Raw genomic sequence first — 22839 nt, forward strand, 5'->3', positions numbered from 1 at the left:
GGTCGAAATGACAAAAATGCGTAGAAACTTTGACAAAGATTGGATTAGGCATAATGTTTTAAACACATAGAAACATAGATTAATTTGATCAAGTTGAAAAAAGAATATTAAAAAGAAACTAGTTTCTCAAACATAGCTATGTGTTAAACACATCTCGTGTGATTTCTCCCTTTGGTCGAAATGACAAAAATGCGTAGAAACTTTGACAAAGATTGGATTAGGCATAATGTTTTAAACACATAGAAACATAGATTAATTTGATCAAGTTGAAAAAAGAATATTAAAAAGAAACTAGTTTCTTAAACATAGTTATGTGTTTTATTTCAAGTGAAACGCCTTTTTTAAGCTATGAAAAACTATGTCTCTATGTGTTTAAAAAAAATACACAAACCAAAAACTAAAAAACTAAAACAAAATAAACCATAAAATAGAGTAAAGATGAAAAGAGGAATATTCATAATAGCAATATTATTTTCAGTTCAAATGTTTTCGCAGGCAATTTATGAAGATGAGCGTTACGTGCCGGAAACAGATCCGTTAGTACTGAAAAACCTGGACGAATGGCAAGGCAAAAAATTTGGATTATTAATGCACTGGGGAACTTACAGCGAATGGGGAATCGTAGAATCATGGTCAATTTGTCCGGAAGATTATGGATGGTGTGAACGTAAAAAAGGAAGTAATCCGGGCAATTATAATGAATACGTAAAAGAATATGAAGGATTGAAAAAGAAATTCAATCCCGTAAAATTTGATCCTGCAAGATGGGCAAAAGCAGCCAAAAATGCCGGAATGAAATACATGGTTTTTACCACAAAACACCATGATGGTTTTAATATGTACGATACTAAATATTCTGATTATAAGGTAACTGACAAAGAATGTGCTTTTAGCACCAACCCAAAAGCAAATATTGCAAAAGAAATTTTCAATGCTTTTAGAGCCGAAAATATTTCAACTGGAGCGTATTTCTCAAAACCGGACTGGCATAATGAGAATTACTGGGATCCTTATTTTCCTCCATTCGACAGAAACGTAAATTATGATCCGGCTTTATATCCTGAAAAATGGCAGAAATATGTTGATTTCACCCACAACCAAATTTTAGAATTATTAACTGATTACGGTAAAATTGATATTTTATGGTTAGATGGAGGATGGGTTAGAAAAAGAGATCAGCAAAACCTAAAAGAAAACTATGATGAAAAGTTTGCCGAAAACGAAGCAAAAAATGGTTTCATCAAACACAGAGTAGTTGATCAGGATCCTAAAATGGATGAATTAGTTATAAAAGCAAGACAAAAACAACCGGGATTAATTGTTGTTGACAGAGCCGTTCACGGTAAAAACCAAAACTATTTAACTCCTGAAAACAGGGTTCCTGAAAAAACATTGCCTTACCCTTGGGAATCTTGTATTACCTCCGGTGGCGGATGGTCATACACTCCGGATGCTACCTATTTAACCGGGCGACAAGGTATTCATATGTTGATTGATGTGGTAGCAAAAGGTGGCAATTTATTATTGAATATTGCACCAAGCCCTGAAGGTGAATGGCAACAAGGTGCTTATGATTTACTCGCAGCTTATGGCGACTGGATGAAAGTAAACAGCACCGCTATTTATGACACAAAACCTATTGAACCTTTTAAGGAAAATAACATTTGTATGACACAAAATAAAACAGGAAACGTATTTTTGTTTTATTTAGCCAAAGAAGGAGAAACTAAAATTCCTGCTGAAATTGTTGTAAAATCGATTAATCCTAAAAAAGGAACAAAAATCACGATGTTAGGTTCTAAAACTTCATTGAAGTGGACGAAAGAAACAGAAGGGTTTAAAGTTACAATTCCTGAAAATTTAAGAAATAATCTACCGGCAAAAGAAGCGTGGACTTTAAAAATTGAAGCGATTAACAGATAGAGCATTAATTATGATTTTTAATAAAAGGATTACCACACAAACAGCATGTTTTTTTTACATGCTGTTTTTTAGCATCAGTATTTTTTCACAGGAACCGGCAGATTTTGTCAATCCGTTTATTGGGACATCCAATTATGGAGCAACATTTCCCGGACCAATTGCGCCAAGAGGTATGGCAAGTATTAGTCCGTTTAATGTTGCCGGAAAGCAAAATAAGTTGGAAAAAGACAGTCAGTGGCTGTCGAATCCTTATGTGAACGAGAATACATTTTTAACCGGATTCAGTCAGGTTAATATCAGTGGTGTTGGTTGTCCGGATTTAGGCGTTTTGTTATTAATGCCCACAACAGGAAAAGTAGAAACGAATCATTTAAAATACGGTTCCACTTATTCTAACGAAGTGGCTAAAGCAGCATATTATAGCGTTAATCTTGATAAATATAAGATCAAAGCAGAGTTTACAGCCTCTACAAGAGTGGGTGTAAGCAAATTTACGTTCCCAAAAGGGCAATCTAATATTTTACTGAATCTGGGTTTAGGTTTAACAAATGAAGAAGGCGCGATGGTAAAAGTAGTGTCGCCTACAGAAATTGAAGGAATGCGTTCCGTAGGCTCGTTTTGTTATAATAGTCCTGAGGATGCCTATCCGGTTTATTTTGTGGCTAAGTTTTCTAAACCCGCGGATAAATTTGGCGTTTGGAAAAAACCAACAAAATATGAAGGTGTCGAAGCACAATGGATGACCTATAACGACAAAACCAGAATGATGGATAATACCATTAAAACGGTTATTGGCGACAGCATTGGAACTTATTTTACATACAAGTTCAATAAAGAAGAAGTTGTTGAGGTTAAAATTGGCGTTTCGTATGTGAGTATTGCGAACGCGCGTGAAAACTTAGAAAAAGAAACCGGAAACAAATCGTTTGAAACAGTTTACAAGGAAACGTATAACGAATGGAACGAAGAACTTTCTAAAATTTTAGTTGAAGGCGGTTCAAAAGATGACAATACGATTTTTTACACAGCATTATACCACACTTTAATTCATCCGAACATTTTAAATGATGTCAACGGAGAATATCCGGTAATAAAAAGAACCAAGATTGCTAAAACCGATGGAACACGTTATACGACGTTTTCATTGTGGGATACGTATCGAAACATGCATCCGTTAACGTCTTTGGTTTATCCCAAACAACAATCTGATATGATAAAAAGCATGTTGGAAATGTATGATGAAAATGGCTGGCTGCCCAAATGGGAATTAAATTCAACAGAAACATTTACCATGGTGGGAGATCCTGCAAGTATCGTTATTGTCGATGCGTGCTTAAAGGGAATTCAGGATTTTGATATTTACAAAGCCTACTTTGCCATGTTAAAAGGAGCCGATGATACAGAGAATAATCCGTTACGTCCCGGACTTAAAGAATATATTGAAAAAGGATATTTGTCCACTAATTATCGTGGACCGGTTTCTACCACGCAGGAATACAATACGTCAGATTATGCCATTTCACTTTTGGCGAAAGCCTTAGGTAAAAAAGATGATTACAAGCGTTTTGCAAAACGTTCACTTTCGTACCAAAAATTATATGACAAAGATTTAAAATTATTTCGACCAAAACTGCCTAACGGAAAATGGTACGAACCTTTTGATCCTGCCTCCGGAGCAAATTTTGAAGAGAATGTTGGTTTTATCGAAGGCAATGCGTGGCAATATAATTTTATGGTACCACATGATATGAAAGGATTAATCAAATTAATGGGCGGTGAAAAAGCTTTTTCTGATCAATTGCAAAAAGTGTTTGATACCAAGCAATTTGATATGGCAAACGAACCTGATATTGCAAATCCGTACCTATTTAATTATGTAAAAGGCGAAGAATGGAAAAGTCAGGAAATGGTCAAAAAACTGGTTGGAGAATATTTCCGGAACAAACCAAACGGATTACCCGGAAACGATGATACCGGAACAATGTCGGCGTGGTTGGTGTATTCTATGATGGGAATTTACCCAATATCGCCCGGAGATCCTGTTTATACCATTACAGCACCAATGTTTCATAGAATCACGATCAAATTAGATCCAAGGTATTATAAAAAAGAAAGCATTGTAATTGAAAGACAAATCAATAATGATGGAAAAATCAATTCGATTGAAATAAACGGAAAACCACTTAATAGCTTTTTTATTTCGCACGATGATTTCGTGAATGGAAAATTACTAAAAGTGATCCAAAATTAAAACAACACTACTATGTTACAATTACGAATGAAAAAAACAGCCATTATTTTCATAATGGCTGTTGGTTTTTACAACCACGGTTACGCACAAAAAAAATATCCGTACCAGGATCCAAAATTACCCGTTGAAGAAAGGCTAACCGATTTATTAAGCCGAATGAGCCTGGAGGAAAAAGTACGCCAGATGGACATGTACAAAGGGGAGTTTTTTAAGGAAAAGGAAGATTTCTCTAAATCAAAATCAGATCTTAAAATAGGAAATCTGGGAATTGGAGCCATTCACGATATTTACCCTCGATCAGCAAAAATGATCAATGAGCTACAAAGCGAGGTAATTAAAAAGAACAAATGGGGAATTCCTGCGCTTATTATGTGCGAGATGCTTCACGGTTATTTAGATGACGGCAGTACGGCTTTCCCAATGAATATAGGTTTAGGAGCTACGTGGGATACAAATCTTCTGGATAAAGTGGGAAAAGTTATTGGTACAGAAGCCAGAGCGCACGGAGTTCATTTTGGTTTAGGACCCAATCTTGACGTTGGACGCGAACCTCGTTGGGGAAGAGTTGCGGAAACTTTTGGTGAAGATGTGTATTTAGTTGGTGAACTGGGAACTTCGATGATTAAAGGAATGCAGGGTGATGATTTCAAATCAGATCGTTCGATAATTGCAGAACCTAAACATTTTGCCGTGCACGGGATTCCGCAGGCCGGAGGAAATTCTTCTCCTGTTTTAGTTGGAGAACGCAGCGCGCGCGAAGATTTTTTGCCATCATTTCGAAAAGCATTTACAAAAGGAAACGCATTAGGAACCATGTGTGCCTACTCTGAACTGGACGGAATTCCTTGTGCTGCCAATCACTGGTTATTGACAGATGTTTTAAGAAAAGAATGGGGTTTTAAAGGAATTGTAGTGTCAGATTTAGGGGCTATAAAATACCTTCAAACCACGCATCATGTTACAGATTCACCTAAAGAAAGTATTAGAGAAGCAGTTGCAGCAGGAGTTGATATGCAGTTTTATGATTTTACAAATGAATTCTGGCAACAAAGTCTTATTGAATTGGTAAACGAGAAAAAACTAACAATGGCACAAATTGACCGTGCTGCCGGAGGAGTTTTAAGATTGAAGTTTTTATTGGGATTATTTGAAAATCCGTACACGGATAAAAATTTAATTAAAGAACGTTTTCATTCAAAAGAAAATCAGGATATCGCTCTAGAAGCCGGACATAAATCTATTGTTTTGTTGAAAAACGACAATAATATTTTGCCTTTAAAAAAGGATATTCAAACGATTGCTGTTATTGGTCCAAACGCTGATGCTTCAAGATTAGGAGGATATTCGGTAAAAAATAAAGTAGGGACAACCGTTCTCGAAGGCGTAAAACAAGTTGTGGGCGCGAAAACAAATATATTATATGAAGAAGGTGTTTCGTTAATTGTAAAAGGACAAATAATTCCGTCAAAATATTTATTCACGCCAGATGGCTCACAAAACGGATTAAAAGGCGAATATTTCAATAACAGAAGCGTTGAAGGAACTCCGGCATTAACCCGTATTGACAGTCAGTTAGAGTTTGACTGGCCGTGGTCTCCGGGAGACGGCGTTACAGATGATGATTTCTCGATTCGATGGACAGGATATATTCAGTCAGAAAAATCATTTGACGGTTGGTTGGGTTTAAGTTCAGATGACGGAATCAGAATGTGGATCGACGATCAGTTGGTAATTGACAACTGGACAAAAGGTGCTACAAGTATGGTAACGACTCCAAAAAATATTGAAGCAGGTAAAAAATACAAAGTTCGCATAGAAATGTGGGAAGGCGGTTGGGGAGCCAGAGCGCACTTGCGTTGGAATCTTGAAAAAGTAAACTTTCAGCCGGCAATTGATATTGCTAAAAAAGCAGATGTTGCCATTGTAGTTTTAGGAGAATCAAACGAATTGGTGGAGGAAAACAGAGATGTAGCTTCTTTAGACTTACACGGAATGCAACAGGAATTGATTGAAGCGATTCAGAAAACAGGAACTCCGGTTGTTTGTGTGTTGTTAAACGGTCGTCCGCTTTCAACAAACTGGATCTCAGAAAATATTCCTGCACTTGTCGAAGCCTGGTTTCCGGGTGAAGCAGGAGGAAAGGCTGTAGCCGATGTATTATTCGGGAATTACAATCCGGGAGGAAGATTGCCAATCACGATTCCTAAATCTGTGGGACAGTTACCTATATATTACAACCAGAAACCATCTGCGATTCACAGATATGTTGCTGAAAGTGAAAATCCGTTATATACATTTGGTTACGGATTGAGTTATACAACGTTTGTTTATTCAAACCTTGCCATCAGTTCAAAGGAAATCAAAACCAATGGAGAATTAAAAGTAAGCGTAGACGTTAAAAACACTGGAAATTTTGATGGAGATGAGGTGGTTCAATTGTACATTAATGACGTTTACAGCAGCGTAACAACGCCACGAAAAACATTAAAAGGTTTCAAACGATTGTTTATTAAAAAAGGAGAAACTCAAAAAGTTGAATTTACATTAACTGCAGATGAATTATCATTGTGGAATCGTGATATGAAAAATGTAGTGGAACCGGGCGATTTTGAAGTTATGGTAGGTGGAAACTCAATTGACCTGCAAAAAACGGGATTTAAGGTTTTGCAATAAATAGGGATAAATGAATAATTATATTTAATGTTTTAAGTATATAATAAAGAATGTATTTATAAAAGATCGAAATCAATTAGATTAATTGATAAAAAACCCGCCTAAATAAGGCGGGTTTTGTTTGTAAATTATAAGTTTTTTACGGGTTTAAGTGTTAAAGTTTACCCAACACCTTTTCAAAGTTGTCATTTGTCGAAATAATATTCTGTTAACAAAATGTATTCTTAAGTTTAACATGTTATTAACTCTAAAAAAACAACTAAATATGACTAAGAACGTACTAAAATTACTGTTTGTTCTTTGCTTGTTTGCATTCCAAAGCTCACAGGCACAGACTACAGTAAAAGGAACGATAACAGATGCTACAACGGGAATTCCAATTCCGGGTGCAAATGTTGTTGTTAAAGGAACCAAGACGAGTGCATCATCAGATTTTGATGGTAAGTACAGTATTAGTGTTCCCAATCAATCATCAGTTTTGGTTTTCACTTATGTAGGTTCTGCTCCAAAAGAAATTTCGGTAGGAACACAAACTACAATTAATGCAGCGTTAGGCGCAGCGACTCAGCAATTAGGGGAAGTTGTTGTAACCGCTCTTGGTATTAAAAGAGAAAAGAAAGCCATCACATATTCCGCTCAGAATATTTCAGTCGATGAGCTTTCAGAAGCAAGATCATTAAACGTTGCCAACTCACTTTCAGGTAAAGTTGCGGGTCTTAACTTCTCAACAACTTCAAATGGTGTAGGAAGTTCATCCAGAATTACATTAAGAGGAAACAGATCCCTTACCGGTAACAATCAGCCAATGTATGTGGTAGATGGTGTACCTATCAGTAATGGTACAACAACCGGTAATCCGGATATCGATACGGGAGGAACCACTCAGCCTGACGGTATTTCGAACATTAATCCTGAAGATATTGCTTCGATGACAGTTCTTAAAGGACCATCTGCAGCAGCACTTTACGGAACAAGAGCAAGTAATGGTGTTATCGTTATAACTACAAAATCAGGTAAATCAGGAAAAACTTCAGTTTCGGTATCGTCTAACTTCATGGCTTCATCTGCTTACAATTTGATGAATTTACAAAATGAGTACGGACAAGGAACTTTAGGTGCTTACAACCAGACTTCAAGCTCAAGCTGGGGAGGAAAACTGGACGGAAGTCAGGTTCCCGCTTGGCAATTAGTTCGTAATCCTAATTATGCAGGACCTGCAACAACAAGTTACAGCCCGCAACCGGATAACGTAATTGATTTTTACAAAACAGGTTATAATTTGGCAAATTCATTGACTGTTACTACAGGAAATGAAAAAGCTCAGGGTTATTTCTCCTATACAAATACAACTGCTCAAGGTATCGTAGGCGGAAATGAATTGAACAGACACAATCTTAACTTAAGACTGACAAGTAAAATATCTGATAAATTGTCATTAGATGTAAAAACAAACTACATCGTTCAGGATATCGATAATTTATTGAGAACAGGAGAAGAATCTATTGGTACATCTGCTTATTTATTGCCTCGTAGTATTAAATTCAGCGAATACAAAGATTTTGAATACAGAGATGCAGCAGGACAATTGCAACAGAACTATTTCTTAGACGAAGCCGGAGCTCCAGGTGGAAACCCATATTGGTCTGCTTTGCGCGATGATTCACGTAAAGATAAAAGAAACAGATTTATAGGTCTTGCGTCTCTTAAATATGATTTTACAAATACAATAAGTTTACAGGTTAGAACTGGTTTAGACCAAATGACAAACAAGAATGTTAGAAACAGATATGCTACTATCGCTTTTAACAACAATCTGGGTTCCTACAGCGAATCTTATGAAACAGTAAGCGAATTCAATACGGATGCGTTACTTTCATACAACGAAAAATTTGGTGATTTCTCTATCGGAATTAATGCCGGAGCGAATACTTTACAACAAAATAGTTCTTCGTTATATTCAGGAGGAGTGTTAAGTAAAAGAAACTTTTTTGCCTTATCAAATGTTTCAACGGTTCAGTCGACTTCTACATCTTCAGAAAAACAAATTAACTCCGTTTATGGTTTCTCACAAATTGGATTCAGAAATTATTTGTTCCTTGATTTAACAGCAAGAAATGACTGGTCATCTACTTTACCGGCAGAAAACAGATCTTTCTTTTATCCATCTGTAGGTCTTTCGGGCGTTATTTCAGATATGGTAACTTTACCGGAAGTAGTAAGTTTTGCAAAATTAAGAGGTTCGTATGCAAAAGTAGGTAACGATACAGATCCTTATCAAACAAGTTCAAGATTATCTTATATTGGTGGTAACGGTGGTATGCTGTATTCTCAAACAACAGCTGCAAACCCTAATTTAAGACCGGAAATGTCAAGTTCAGTTGAATTTGGTGCTGATATTAAATTTTTCAAAAACCGTTTAGGATTAGATTTTACTTATTTTAAAACCAATACAAAAGATCAGATTTTCTACATCAATACTCCGGAATCTTCTTCGACTTCAAGAGCGGTTGTTAATGGTGGGGAAATTCAAAATAATGGTATCGAGCTTGTACTTACTGCAACTCCTGTTCAAACAGAAAACTTCTCCTGGGACATTACGGCAAATTATGCTGAATACAAATCTGAAGTAAAATCTATTTACGGAGGAAGAGAAGAATTAGTACTTGGCGAAGGACGTTTAGTAAGAAGTAAAGTTATTCAGGGTGGTGAATATGGAGATTTATATATTAAAGGTTTCCAAAGATCTCCTGACGGAAAAATTATTGTAAACAGTGCAGGTATTCCGCTTGCGACAAATAGTTTTGATGTTCGTGCCGGAAACTTTAACCCGGACTGGACAGCAGGTTTAAAAAACAACTTTAAATACAAAGATTTCTCTTTAAGTTTCCTTGTTGATTTTAGAATTGGTGGTGAAGTTATATCATACACTCAGGCAAGACAGGCAGGTTTAGGAGTAAGTGATGTTACTCTTGCAGGAAGAGAAGGCGGAATTGTTGTTGACGGTGTTGTTGCAACTGGCGGAGGAACTTATGTTCAAAATACCACAAGTATAAATGCAGAACAATACTGGACAGCAATTGGGCAAAGAACTCCTATTGCAGAACCTTTTATTTATGATGCAACAAACATCAGATTAAGAGAACTTGTTTTTGGATACTCTTTACCAAAACGTATTTTGGCAAATTCAGGTTTTACAAATATTGATTTTTCATTAGTGGGCAGAAATTTATTCTTCTTTGTGAACAAAGCTAAATATTTTGATCCTGAAGCGGGTGCAGGTACAGGAAACTTGCAAGGTATCGAATCTTTCAACATTCCTTCAACGAGAGATTATGGAGTAAATGTTAAATTCGGATTTTAATTAAAAAAAGAGACATCATGAAATATAGTTTTAAAATAAAAACATTGGGAGTTGCTTTAGCACTGGTTTCTGTTTTTTCAAGTTGTACAAACGACTTTGATCAAATAAATACCGATCCTAATTCGCTTACCGAAGATCAGTTAGATGCTACAATGGCAGGACCATCGTTTGCCTCTGCGCTTTATGCCGGAATTCACAACGGATCTTACTCATCACCGGGTGTTGATGATCAGGGAACCTGGGGTATTGCAACAGGAATTTTATCTTCGACTTTTATTCAATATCTAAATTGCGGATATGGAACAGAGAGAAATGCATTCGTAAATGGTTACGAAGGACGTGGATGGACAAGATTTTACACCGTTGCTGTACCTGCTTTAAACAATGCTATAAAAGCATCTGAAGGAAATGCCGAAGCTTTGGCAATTCTTAAAATCTGGAAAGTTTTCATGTACAACCAAATGGTTGATGCTTACGGGCCAATTCCTTACACAGAAGCAGGTAACAAAAAAGAAAAAGTGCCTTATGACAGCGTAGAATTTATTTACGAAGATTTCTTTAAATTACTTGACGAAGCAAATGCTACATTAAGCGGTTCTTCGATGGTAACAGTGGCTTCATTTCAGCCTAACGATCGTTTGTATGCTGGTAATGTGGCAAATTGGAGAGTATTTGGAAACAGTTTAAGATTGCGTTTAGCATTAAGAATTTCTGATATTCAGCCTGCAAAAGCAAAAACACAAGCCGAAGCTGCTGTAGCTGCGGGAGTTATGCAAACAAATGAGCAAGGTGCCTTCTTTAAAGCAAGTAACATTACGCCAAACAATTTGAACATGATCGTTAACAGCTGGGGTTATACTATGACAGCTTCTATGGAAAGTATTCTTGTAGGATATAACGATCCTAGGTTAGCTAAATGGTTCTCTAAAATTGATACCGGTGTTTATCGTGGTCAGCCTATTGGTGGTCTGGAAGATCAGTTTGGAACCACTAAATTCTCTGCTTTTAACAATGACATTATGGGTAATGGTGCAGCAGGAAATCTTAGTGAAACTAAAAACATTGAAGTATTCATGGCTTCAGAAAACTATTTCAGCAGAGCTGAAGGTGCTTTGAACGGATGGAATATGGGCGGTACTGCACAAGGTTTATATGAAGCAGGTATCAGAGCTTCGTTAGCACAATGGGGAATTACTGATGCTGCGGCAATAAACGCTTACATTGCAGGAAATACATTGCCAACTTTGCCAAATGTATTAACAGTTTATCCAACTTTAGATTTACAGGATATACCAGTAAAATTACCGGTTGCCTGGTCAGCGGCAGCTGCAAGCCAACGTACTCAAATTGCGGTTCAGAAATACCTGGCTATTTTTCCTGAATCCTGGGAATCCTGGGCAGATTTACGCCGAAGTGATGCTAAAATAATTTATGCGCCACTTAACACGGATAATAATGATGCCGGAGTGGGTAAAAGTTTGATGAAAAGAATTATTTATACAACAAACGAATATTCTTCTAACAAAGATGCCGTTACAGATGGAATCGTTAAACTAAACGGACCTGATACAGGAGGAACGAAACTTTGGTGGGATACAAAATAAAAGTAAGTAAAGATAAAGAGATTCGTTACTTAAAATTGACAAAAGGAGAGGTAACTCTCCTTTTGTTTTATACGATAATTTCGATTTAATTCGTGTCGATTATTTTTTATAGTCACAGATTATATTGATTAAAATGTTTGCCACGAATTACACTAATTTTCGCTAATTAATTCGTGCTGATTCTTGAAATTTGTGGCGATTATTTTTTATAGTCACATATTATAATGATTTAAAATGTTTGCTATGAATCACACTAATTTTCGCTAATTAATTCGTGCTGCTTCGTGAAATTTGTGGCGATTATTTTTTATAGTCACAGATTATAATGATTTAAAATGTTTGCCACGAATTACACTAATTTTCGCTAATTAATTCGTGCTGCTTCGTGAAATTCGTGGCGATTATTTTGTATGCGTTAAAAATTAAAGACGATAAAATGAATTAAAACTTAAACCAAAACTACTTTTAACCAGATACGGCAATACAGATTTTATTTTAAGATGTAATAATGTCAGATCATCAAATACAACAAATTATGGTTAACACTACAATTTCCCCAACTTCTGAAAAGAATAAAAATACATTAGTTCCAATTTTAATTATAGCCAGTCTATTTTTTGTTTTTGGATTTGTAACCTGGATCAACGGAGCTTTGATTCCATTTATGAAAACCATTAATGAGTTAACATCGGCTCAATCACTTTTAGTGGCATCAGCATCCTATATTTCTTTTGTAGTAATGGCGTTGCCGGCTTCGTATATTTTAGGGAAAATAGGATATAAAAAAGGAATGTCCTTAGGATTATTCATCATGGGATTTGGTGCCTTAATATTCATTCCAGCCGCAGAAGCCAGAACCTATTGGATGTTTTTAACCGGAATATTTATTCAGGGTGCAGGAATGACTTTATTGCAAACAGCATCAAACCCTTACATTACTATTTTAGGACCCATTGACAGCGCTGCAAAAAGAATCTCCATTATGGGAATTTGTAATAAAATAGCAGGTGCTTTGGGATCGCTTATTTTTGGATCAATCCTATTATCCGGAATAGATGAAATAAAAGAAAAACTAAGTGTGGTTACTACAGCCGAAAAAGCGCAATTACTGGATACAATGGCAGACAGCGTTGTTGCGCCTTACATCACAATGGCGGTTGTTTTATTTATTTTAGGAATATTAATTAGAAAAGCCCCTTTGCCGGACGTTGAAGCTGAACCTATTGAAGAAGCTAAACAAGGTGAAACTACAAAAACAAGTATTTTTCAGTTTCCGCATTTATGGCTGGGAGTTCTAACGCTTTTTATGTACGTGGGCGTTGAGGTTATTGCTGGAGATACCATTATCGCTTATGGTATTGCATTGGGATTTCCGGCGAGCGATGCTAAATTTTTTACCACATTTACGTTATTGGCAATGGTCATAACATATGGTGTTGGAGCCTTTTTGATTCCAAAATATATTACGCAGGCTTTGGCATTAAGAGCAAGTGCTGTTTTAGGAATTTTGCTTTCGCTTTGCATTGTAGCGTCAAGCGGATTTACCTCTATTCTATTTGTTGCCGCTTTAGGAATTGCAAATGCTTTGGTTTGGCCCGCCATATGGCCTTTGACTTTAAAAGGCTTGGGTAAATTTACCAAAACAGCTTCGGCATTATTGATTATGGCGATTTCAGGAGGTGCAATTATTCCTCCGTTATACGGAAAACTGGTTGATATGAACAAAGCAGATATGCTGTCTCAGGGAATGAGCGAAGTTGCCGCAACCGCAAATGCCGCTACCGAAGGATATTGGATTTTGCTGCCTTGCTATGCTTTTATTTTATATTACGCCATTATAGGACATAAAGCAGGTTTAAAAAAAGAATATAATGAGTAATATAGTTCGTCACGAATTTATAAACAATAATTCGTGAATTCGTGGCGGATAAACGATTTGCAATTTTAATACATACATACATGATTTTTTTCTTTTTCGAAAGAGGCAAAAACAATACGCTCACCACTTTAACTTTTACAATACAAAATGATTTCAAAATTTAATTATTCGTTGCTTTTATTAGTTGGACTGATTGTTTCTTGTTCGTCAGTAAAGCAAGTACCAAAAGCAGTTCATATCACACAAAACTTTGTTACAGATCAGCCTGTTACAGCAAATAGTCACGCCGCAACATTAGTCGAGCTTGAACCTGATAAATTAATGGCTGCGTGGTTTGGAGGGAAACATGAAGGCGCAAAAGATGTTGGTATTTATATTTCTTTATATCAAAAGAATAAATGGTCTGCGCCAAAAAATCTTGTTACGCCTTTAATCAGGCAAAATGATACCTTGCCTTGCTGGAATCCGGTTTTATTTAAAAGCAAAAGCCGGAATTTATATCTGTTTTATAAAGTGGGTAAAAATCCAAGAGAATGGTTTGGCGCCATGATCCTTTCAAAAGATAACGGAAATACCTGGACTAAACCTAAATATCTTCCTGACGGAATCCTGGGACCCATTAGAAACAAACCCATTGAAACAATTCCAGGCACTATTTTATGCGGAAGCAGTACTGAAAGCATCGATGATAATAAATGGAGAGTTCATTTAGAAAAATATACTGAAGCTACAGATTCGTGGGAAAAAATTGCGCTTAATGATAAAAAGGAATTTGATATTATTCAGCCCACATTTTTAGTCCACTCTGATAAAGAAATTCAGATTTTATCCCGAAGCAGACATAATAAACTGATTTCAAGCTGGTCAGAAGATAATGGAAATAGCTGGCAGAAAACGGATAGTATCAATGTAGTAAATTCAAATTCAGGAGTTGATGCCGTAACGTTATCCAATAAATCTTTTTTATTGGTAAATAATCCGCTTAAGATTGGAAAAGACTGGTTCAACGGACGAAATGTTCTGGATGTGGAATATTCAAAGGATGGTATAAACTGGAACAAGCTATTTGATCTTGAAAACCAGAAAGAGGGGGAATTCAGTTATCCGGCAATTATTGAAACCTCAGATCATAAAATTCATGTTTTATATACTTATAACAGAAAATATATCAAACATGTCACATTTGATTTAATGAACTAAGTAAGTTTTAAAATAATTCCTAACTTGTCTAATCATTTTAATTTACAAAAGGGAATTATGCAAAAACACTGTCTTACTTTAGATTTAAAAAACGACCCTGATTTAATTGATCAATATATAAAGTTTCACGAGAACGTTTGGCCTGAAATCAAAAACAGCATTAAAGCTTCGGGAATTACCAATCTTGAAATCTATAATTTAGGAGATCGTTTGTTTATGATTATAGAAGCAAATGTTGATTTTTCGTTTGAAAAAAAGGCAAAATCAGACGCTGAAAATCCTAAAGTGCAGGAATGGGAAACACTTATGTGGCAATTTCAAAAAGCTTTACCGGAATCAAAACCCGGAGAAAAATGGATCGTAATGAATAAAATTTTTGAACTTAAATAATATAAAAACTCGTCACAATAAAATGCAATCTTTTCACCACTTAAAATTAAAAGCTTTTTTCATCAGTATACTATTTTCAGGTATTGCAATAAATGCACAAAAGGGTATTGATGCCAAAACATTTTACAAGCACGACAAATATCTTTCATCTGATAAAATGGAGGGACGTTTTCCCGGTACAAAAGGAAATAACGATGCGGCAGCTTACATTAAAAAATATTTTAAAAAATACGGTTTAAAAGAATTTAATGAAAATTACTATCAGCCTTTTAAACTTTTTGTAAAACAAGACATCAACAAAGTCAAATCAGATACTGTTACAACTCAAAATGTTGTGGGATATATTGAAGGATCAGATCCAGATCTTAAAAATGAATTTATTGTTATAGGTGCACATTACGATCATTGGGGCTGGGGCGGAAAAGGATCAGGCAGTAAAAAAAAGGAAGTAATCGCAATTCATAACGGCGCAGATGATAATGCTTCGGGAGTTTCGGCATTGCTTTGTATGGCAGAAGAATTGTCAAAATCTTCTATTAAGCCAAAAAGAAGTATCATTTTTGTTTCCTTCACCGGAGAAGAAGAAGGATTGTTAGGTTCTAAATATTTTGTGAATAATTTGCCCGTCAAAAAAGAAGCTGTAAAAGTAATGCTGAATATGGACATGGTAGGAAGGCTAAATACTGAGAAACAAATTTATATGGGCGGTGCAGGAACTTTTCCGGACGGCGTTGAACTCATGAAAAAATTAGGAGATACCAGCGGACTCCATCCTGTAATCCATGCTGGAGAAGTGGGAGGATCAGACCATATTTCATTTTACAAAGCGGGTATATCTGTTATAGGATTCCATACAGGCGGACATCCACAATATCACACACCCGAAGATGATATTGACTTAATCAATAGTGATGGAGGTGCTTTAGTCATAAAGTATATTTATAATGCTTTGATTGCAATTGCTAATTATAATCAGGATTTAAAATTTATTAATCAGGATTAACTAATTAAATAAGGAAATTTATACAAACTGAACCCGCTTTACAGAGCGGGTTTTTTATTATCCTGTCTTAAAAACAGCATATATTATTTTCTGTTATATAGCTATAATAAACGATACATATATTATAGCATAAAGAGCCATTTATCATAGACAAATGGCTCTTTTTATTAAAACAGGTATATATACGTAGTTGATTATAATTTGGTAATGATATTTTTGAATATTATTGACTAGTTGCCAAATTATGGTTTTCCGTAAAAAAAATAGAATTAAAAGAATAATATTTGTTCCTATTAATACATAAAAAATTCATCACACAAGAATTATAATTAAAAAGCGGCAATAAATTTTGGCGATTAAAATTATATGTTTTTTCTAAAAAAAAATATTCAAACATGGAAAGTACCAATCTGGAATTATTAAAGGTTTATACAGCAAAATCGCAGGCAGATAAAGCAATAAGTTCACTGAAGGGCTTTCTGATAGGAATTAAATTAGACGATGAAATAAATGCAAATGAAATTAGCGAACTAAAAAACTGGGTCACAACCCACAAGGAATTAATAAACCGTAATCCTTTTAATGAATTCATGACAATTATTGAAAATACAATTTCAAATAAAATCCCTTTAAAAGAGACCATAGAAGATTTGTATTGGCTATGCCAAAAATATGAAAACGATAATTATTTTTATAACCCAATAACTTCTGATCTACAGATTTTACAGGGTATTTGTCACGGAATTTTAGCAGATGGAATTATCACTGATAAAGAGATTTATGATCTTCAGAATTGGCTAAATGAAAACGAACATTTGAATACTTATTATCCGTACGATGAAATTAGAAGTCTCATTATTTCTGTTTTATCAGATAATATAATTGATGAAGAAGAAAGAACTATTTTAATGGCTTATTTTAATCAGTTTGTCACTATTCAGGATAGCCAAGTAAGACAAACAATAAAGGATAAAACAGTAGATGTCAATATATCCGGTCTTTGTACAAGCGAACCCGATGTTACTTTTGAAGGAAAAACTTTTTGTATCACCGGAGTTTTACAAAGGGGAAACAGAGAAAACCTTCAAAGAGACATTATTAAACTTGGAGGAATTCCTACGGATACCATTTCTAAAAAAACAGATTATTTAATTGTAGGTGACAATGGAAACCCGGCGTGGGCATTTTCATGTTATGAAGAAAGGTTGAAAAAGCCATAAATCTTAGAAAAGACGGACATACAATTATGCTCATTCACGAATTCGATTTTTCGGATATAATAGATGACTTATTATAATTATTTAAAATTTCAGCACCTATGGATGATTCAATTATTGATGTTACCGGCGAATCTTACAGCCTTTCTAATAATTTATCAAGAAACTCCAGCGTACCATATTGGGGGCATCAAAACGTATATTCCTATTCTGAGATTAATTCGGCTTCAAGTCAGCAGCGTGTTTTTTATAAAACCTATAAATTTAATTTTCTAAACAGCATTTATACAAATCTGGACGGCAATAATAACTATGCATTTATTTTGCTATTTGATCTTTTAAATGAATATGATACTCACAAGAATACAATTCGGCTTGAAAAACAATTAAAAGAATTACGGGTTTATCATCCTAAAACAAAATCATATTGTGTTTCCAATCTGGTTAAAAAATTACTCGAACATGGTCTGCATAAAGATGTTGAAAGAATCAGGAAAGAAGAAAATTATTATGATGATTATGCCGGATACGATTATTTAAAATTAGGCGCACAATTTAGAGCAAAGCTCGATTTAAGCGATCAGGATGTAGGATTGCTGAATAAATTATGGAATCCTGAAAACAACTTTTTTAGTATTGAATTTTGTGGTTTAGAGGTTGTCAAGTTCTATTTATACGTAATTAAAAAGATCGAAGAAAAGTATGAAAAACAATCATCTTCCTTAAATAAAGAGCTCGATGAACTCGCTGATAGTATTGCCTGTAAACATTATAATTACAGAAAAGGAAGCAGCAATTACAAATACTCGCTAGAAACTATTGTGAATGAACTTCACTCTAATATTTTTAAATACTGCGAGAATGTGGTACGAGAGAATTTCGGACATAAAAGAAAACTGAATGTTGATTTACAATACACTTCAGCTGAAATTATTGAAGAATACAATAGCAGGGTTATTTTAAAATTAAAAAAGATAATGCAAATTTATCTTCCAACGATAAATGAGCCGGATGAAAAAACTGATTTTGAACTGAATATTCAAAATACTACGCGATGGAAAATCAAGTTTGATCAATTGACAATTCAATATAAAAAAGATTCAAAAACATTTATTCAGGAGATTATAAATTTAGGAAATCAAAACAAAAATAATCCTTCCGTTGAAAATATTTTTTACGAAGGTTCAAAGTTTATCGCAAACAATGATAAAGAAGCTGCGCTTACTTTGTATATCTACTACATTTATTACGACCTCAATTCGGTAAAATTTGATAATAAACAACTGAATACAACAGTCCAAAAAAACCTGTTTAAAACCAGCGATCAGTTAAATGATTTTCAGATTATTATTAATGAATTTGTAGATGATAAAAATTTAGAAAAAGCATTAAAATCGATTCCCCGTGTATATGCTGCCAAAAGAAAAAAAATACAGTTAGACAGAAATGCAATTCAGGAAGTTCATAATAAACATTCCGGAACCGTAGAACTGCTTAATGAATATTTGCGCGATGAGGACGAAATACCAGAAGTTGAATCCCCCGAAGTAAATGAAATGGTATTGCAAATAATTCCTCAATCACAACAACCTCAAACAAGCCCTTTTGATGAATCAATAAATTTCTCTAAAATTCAGGAAGAAATTCTGGACCTTTTTTCTAAAGCAAATCTATCTGTTCTTCAGGCAGATTTTGAAATTGTAGCAAGATCAAAAGGAATGTTTAAAAATCAACTGATAGAAAGCATCAATGAAATTTGTTATGAAACATTAGACGATGTTTTAATTGAAGAAGACGAAGAATTTTACATTATAAACGAATCATATTTTAACCGAATACTAGCAAAATGATAGAGAATATTAAACCAAAAGAAGCCACAGCAATTATCAACTCATTAATTGGAGGCGTAGTACCCAAAATAGGTGTTCAGCATATTACCGTAGGACGATCTGAGGAAATAAGCGCATTTGTAAACGCGTTAGAAGATGTAAAAAACGGTCATAGTATGGTGAAATTTTGGATTGGTGATTTTGGATCCGGAAAATCATTCATGCTTCATTTACTGAATACTGTTGCTTTAAAACAAAAATTTGTAGTCACAAATGCTGATTTTACTCCGGATAACAGGCTCTATTCTAATGACGGGAAAGGCGTTGCATTATATTCGGCTATTATGGATAATATTGCGATCCAGACCAAACCTGAAGGCGGAGCATTGCCTACTTTGATGGAAAAATGGATAGAACAAGTAGTTTCAAAAACAGCTCAGGATAATAATATTGCGCTGGAAAATATCAGGGATGAAAAATATTTAAGCCTCATTCAGAATAACATCATGAAAACCATCAACGAAATTTCAGAAGTTGGAGGTTTTGATTTTGGAACCGTTGTAATGAAATATTACGAAGGTTACATTAAAGATGATGAACAATTAAGACGAAATGCCCTAAAGTGGCTTAAAGGCGAATACCATACAAAAACCGAAGCAAAACAAGATCTGGGAGTAAGGGAAATTATAAACGACCTGAACTATTATGACATGCTTAAAAACTTTTGCAAGCTGTTTGTAAGTATGGGATACAGCGGTTTTATGATCAATCTCGACGAAGCCATAAATCTGTATAAAATTTCAACATCTGTAATGAGAGAGAAAAATTACGAAAAGATTTTAAGTATCTACAATGATTGTTTTCAGGGAAAAGTGAGTAATTTATTTTTCAATTTTGCCGGAACAAAAGAAGTTCTTGAAAACGAACGAAGAGGATTATTCAGCTACCATGCTTTAAAATCAAGATTAGAAAGCAATAAGTTTGAAACCGCTGAAATTAGAGATTTTGCACAGCCAGTAATTAAATTATTGCCGCTCGATCATAATGAAGTATTTGTATTGCTTATAAAACTAAAAGCAATTTTTGATTACAATTACAAAGTCACCACAAATGTTTCTGAAGATGATATACAAAATTTCATGGAAGAAATGTTCAACAAACCAGGTGCGTCTGAGTTTTTAACTCCCCGCGAGGTAATTAGGGATTTCTTAAATATTCTAAATATTTTAAGACAAAATCCAAATTTAGATAAAACCAAATTATTTGGAGATATCGAAATTTCAGATGAAAGACCAGACAATGTTTTAATCGATAGCATTGAAGAAATATAATGTCGTACGAACTATTATCAGAACCCATCCGAAAATACATTCGTGATAAACGATGGGAACAATTACGTCCTATTCAAAATGCAGCAATTACAAGAATTTTAACCACAGATAAGCATTATATTCTGGTATCAAGAACAGCATCAGGAAAAACCGAAGCCGCTTTTTTACCCGTTTTATCTCAAGTGAATTTTAACGAAAGAGGCGTTCAGGTTTTGTATATTTCTCCACTTATTGCCTTAATAAACGATCAGTTTTTTCGTGTTGAGGAATTGTGCAAAAATTTAGAAGTCAATGTTGTCAAATGGCACGGAGAAGCCAATAAAACTTCAAAAGAAAAATTAATAAAATATCCAACAGGAATCGTTTTAATGACACCGGAATCTCTGGAAGCCATGTTTGTCAATAAACCTTATAATGTAAAACATATTTTTTCGAATCTTAAATTTGTAATTATTGACGAGATTCATTCTTTTATCGGATCAGGGAGAGGCGTACAATTAAAATCTCTTTTGTCCAGATTACAAGATGTAAATGAAAATAACTTTAGGATAATTGGTCTTTCGGCAACTTTAGGAGATTATGTCGAAGTAAAGAAATTTGCAGGTAATATTATAGAAACAACAGTTTTAAAAGACAGTGCATCAAAAGAAATTGAAGCAAATTTCAGGTATTTTGAAAAAGTTGCGAAAGATTTGCCTTCCGCTCTTATAGATGATTTATACCAGCAAACTAAGGATCGCAAAGTCCTTGTTTTTCCTAATAGCCGCGGACTTGCCGAAGTTGTTGCAGTAGAATTAAAGAAAATTTCAGATAAGGCAAAAGGACATGTTAATTATTTTTCGCATCATTCCTCTGTAGATAAAGAAGTTAGAGAACATATAGAATCTTTTGCTAAAAGTAATAACCATCAAAATTTTTGCATTTCCTGTACTTCAACCTTAGAACTTGGTATTGATATAGGGGCTGTTGATGAGGTTGTACAAATTGATGCCACATACAGTATTGCATCTTTAATCCAGCGTATTGGAAGGAGCGGACGAAGAGATGGTGCCAAAAGTTTTCTGTTATTATATGCCACAAATAAATGGAGTTTACTGCAATCACTTGCCTGTTGGCATTTGTACAAACAAGGTTTTATAGAACCCAAAGAATCAATGAGTCTCGCTTATGACCTTTTATTACATCAGGCATTGTCGATTACAAAAGGCCATTCCGGCATTCAATATAGGGAGTTGGTGACACTTTTAAAGAAAAACTTTGCATTCAATGACATTGAAATTTCTGATATAGAAAAAATCTTAAATCATTTAATCGAGATCGATTTGATGGAGAAATTGAGAGACGAAGTAATAATAGGAATTGAAGGCGAAAAAATCGTAAATAACAGAGATTTCTATAGTGCATTTACAATCGAAGACAATTTTAAAGTGGTAAATGCAGGTATTAAAATAGGTGAAATTCCGTTAAGTCCACAAATTATAGAAAATGAAAATATTTTACTGGCAGCAAAAATATGGAAGATTGTATTTGTTGATGTCAAGGCGAAAAAAATTGAGGTTATACGAACAAACGATGGTAAAAAACCAATATTTTCCGGCGGTGGCGGAATGGTTCATGCTGTAATTAGACAAAAAATGTTTGAGATCCTTTATCAGGATGAAATGTATGCTGAACTAAATGAAGAATCTGCTGATGAATTAGACGAAATGAGAAGCGATTTTGCAACTTTTGCGATTAAAGATATCGAATCAGAAAGACCATTATTAGTTTCAGAGAAAAAACTTGTCTTTTCAACCTTTACCGGGACAAAGATAAACACAACACTTGAATTTCTTTTTAATATTTTAGACATAAAGAACGGATTAGATGAAGCAGAAAGTTCATTTAATATTTACATTTCTAAAGACGACTTTTTATCTAAGCTAAATTTTTTAAGTGCTAACGTTCAGCTTATTGATAAAATGATAACAGAAGAATTAGAAAAAAATCCGGAATTATTAAAAGTTTCAAAATGGGGGATATACCTTCCGGTTCAATTTCAAATTGAATGGATGAAACAAAATCATTTTGATATAAACGAAACGAAAGAATTTTTATTGAAAATTACCAGAATTGTAATCAATACTTGATTAGAAGGTTTTTGAAAGGATTAAATAGAGTAGAGAACATGACTTTTTT

Annotated in this window: 13 protein-coding genes; all 13 read left to right on the forward strand. The window is 34.5% G+C overall.

The features are described 5' to 3' along the window. The first annotated feature begins 438 nt into the window (after positions 1 to 438). The 13 genes from ACHRVX_RS20725 (at position 439) to ACHRVX_RS20785 (ending at position 22790) form a co-directional block, all read left to right on the forward strand. Positions 439 to 1923, forward strand: coding sequence for an alpha-L-fucosidase (locus ACHRVX_RS20725; RefSeq protein ID WP_395335789.1), 1485 nt, complete (start codon positions 439 to 441; stop codon positions 1921 to 1923). 10 nt (positions 1924 to 1933) lie between these two features. Beyond that, positions 1934 to 4174, forward strand: coding sequence for a GH92 family glycosyl hydrolase (locus tag ACHRVX_RS20730; protein WP_395335791.1), 2241 nt, complete (start codon positions 1934 to 1936; stop codon positions 4172 to 4174). 12 nt (positions 4175 to 4186) lie between these two features. Continuing rightward, positions 4187 to 6847: a glycoside hydrolase family 3 N-terminal domain-containing protein gene (locus ACHRVX_RS20735; RefSeq protein ID WP_395335794.1), complete on the forward strand. Its 2661-nt coding sequence runs from the start codon at positions 4187 to 4189 to the stop codon at positions 6845 to 6847. Positions 6848 to 7112: 265 nt separating this feature from the next. Next, on the forward strand, positions 7113 to 10208 hold the full coding sequence (locus tag ACHRVX_RS20740; RefSeq protein WP_395335797.1) for a SusC/RagA family TonB-linked outer membrane protein: 3096 nt from the start codon (positions 7113 to 7115) through the stop codon (positions 10206 to 10208). 17 nt (positions 10209 to 10225) lie between these two features. Beyond that, positions 10226 to 11812 carry a SusD/RagB family nutrient-binding outer membrane lipoprotein gene (locus tag ACHRVX_RS20745; protein WP_395335799.1) on the forward strand — a complete coding sequence of 529 codons (1587 nt, stop codon included), beginning with the start codon at positions 10226 to 10228 and terminating at the stop codon, positions 11810 to 11812. A 535-nt stretch (positions 11813 to 12347) separates the two neighbouring features. After that, a complete protein-coding gene (locus ACHRVX_RS20750; RefSeq protein WP_395335802.1) occupies positions 12348 to 13691 on the forward strand; it encodes a sugar MFS transporter in 1344 nt (447 codons plus the stop codon). Between the two features lie 147 nt (positions 13692 to 13838). Then, positions 13839 to 14891, forward strand: a complete 1053-nt coding sequence (locus tag ACHRVX_RS20755) for an exo-alpha-sialidase (protein WP_395335805.1) — start codon at positions 13839 to 13841, stop codon at positions 14889 to 14891. Positions 14892 to 14948: 57 nt separating this feature from the next. Next, positions 14949 to 15281, forward strand: a complete 333-nt coding sequence (locus ACHRVX_RS20760; RefSeq protein ID WP_395335807.1) for an L-rhamnose mutarotase — start codon at positions 14949 to 14951, stop codon at positions 15279 to 15281. A gap of 22 nt (positions 15282 to 15303) precedes the next feature. Then, positions 15304 to 16284, forward strand: coding sequence for a M20/M25/M40 family metallo-hydrolase (locus ACHRVX_RS20765; RefSeq protein WP_395335810.1), 981 nt, complete (start codon positions 15304 to 15306; stop codon positions 16282 to 16284). Between the two features lie 395 nt (positions 16285 to 16679). Beyond that, a complete protein-coding gene (locus ACHRVX_RS20770) occupies positions 16680 to 17504 on the forward strand; it encodes a BRCT domain-containing protein (protein ID WP_395335813.1) in 825 nt (274 codons plus the stop codon). A 98-nt stretch (positions 17505 to 17602) separates the two neighbouring features. Continuing rightward, a complete protein-coding gene (locus tag ACHRVX_RS20775) occupies positions 17603 to 19351 on the forward strand; it encodes a tellurite resistance TerB C-terminal domain-containing protein (RefSeq protein ID WP_395335815.1) in 1749 nt (582 codons plus the stop codon). Further along, the gene (locus tag ACHRVX_RS20780; RefSeq protein WP_395335818.1) at positions 19348 to 20661 is read left to right on the forward strand and encodes an ATP-binding protein; all 1314 of its coding nucleotides are present in this window, start codon (positions 19348 to 19350) and stop codon (positions 20659 to 20661) included. Before ACHRVX_RS20775 ends, ACHRVX_RS20780 begins: the two co-directional genes overlap by 4 nt. Next, positions 20661 to 22790: a DEAD/DEAH box helicase gene (locus ACHRVX_RS20785; RefSeq protein WP_395335820.1), complete on the forward strand. Its 2130-nt coding sequence runs from the start codon at positions 20661 to 20663 to the stop codon at positions 22788 to 22790. The genes ACHRVX_RS20780 and ACHRVX_RS20785 overlap by 1 nt, the downstream gene beginning before the upstream one ends. The last annotated feature ends 49 nt before the right edge of the window (positions 22791 to 22839 follow it).

The sequence above is a fragment of the Flavobacterium sp. FlaQc-47 genome (genome assembly GCF_044006475.1).
In the GTDB taxonomy this organism is placed as follows: Bacteria; Bacteroidota; Bacteroidia; order Flavobacteriales; family Flavobacteriaceae; genus Flavobacterium.

Coding starts and splice junctions, on each gene's coding strand:
- ACHRVX_RS20750 (WP_395335802.1), top strand. CDS start 12,348: ATGGTTAACACTACAATTTCCCCAACTTCTGAAAAGAATAAAAATACA.
- ACHRVX_RS20745 (WP_395335799.1), top strand. CDS start 10,226: ATGAAATATAGTTTTAAAATAAAAACATTGGGAGTTGCTTTAGCACTG.
- ACHRVX_RS20780 (WP_395335818.1), top strand. CDS start 19,348: ATGATAGAGAATATTAAACCAAAAGAAGCCACAGCAATTATCAACTCA.
- ACHRVX_RS20725 (WP_395335789.1), top strand. CDS start 439: ATGAAAAGAGGAATATTCATAATAGCAATATTATTTTCAGTTCAAATG.
- ACHRVX_RS20775 (WP_395335815.1), top strand. CDS start 17,603: ATGGATGATTCAATTATTGATGTTACCGGCGAATCTTACAGCCTTTCT.
- ACHRVX_RS20730 (WP_395335791.1), top strand. CDS start 1,934: ATGATTTTTAATAAAAGGATTACCACACAAACAGCATGTTTTTTTTAC.
- ACHRVX_RS20765 (WP_395335810.1), top strand. CDS start 15,304: ATGCAATCTTTTCACCACTTAAAATTAAAAGCTTTTTTCATCAGTATA.
- ACHRVX_RS20740 (WP_395335797.1), top strand. CDS start 7,113: ATGACTAAGAACGTACTAAAATTACTGTTTGTTCTTTGCTTGTTTGCA.
- ACHRVX_RS20785 (WP_395335820.1), top strand. CDS start 20,661: ATGTCGTACGAACTATTATCAGAACCCATCCGAAAATACATTCGTGAT.
- ACHRVX_RS20755 (WP_395335805.1), top strand. CDS start 13,839: ATGATTTCAAAATTTAATTATTCGTTGCTTTTATTAGTTGGACTGATT.
- ACHRVX_RS20760 (WP_395335807.1), top strand. CDS start 14,949: ATGCAAAAACACTGTCTTACTTTAGATTTAAAAAACGACCCTGATTTA.
- ACHRVX_RS20735 (WP_395335794.1), top strand. CDS start 4,187: ATGTTACAATTACGAATGAAAAAAACAGCCATTATTTTCATAATGGCT.
- ACHRVX_RS20770 (WP_395335813.1), top strand. CDS start 16,680: ATGGAAAGTACCAATCTGGAATTATTAAAGGTTTATACAGCAAAATCG.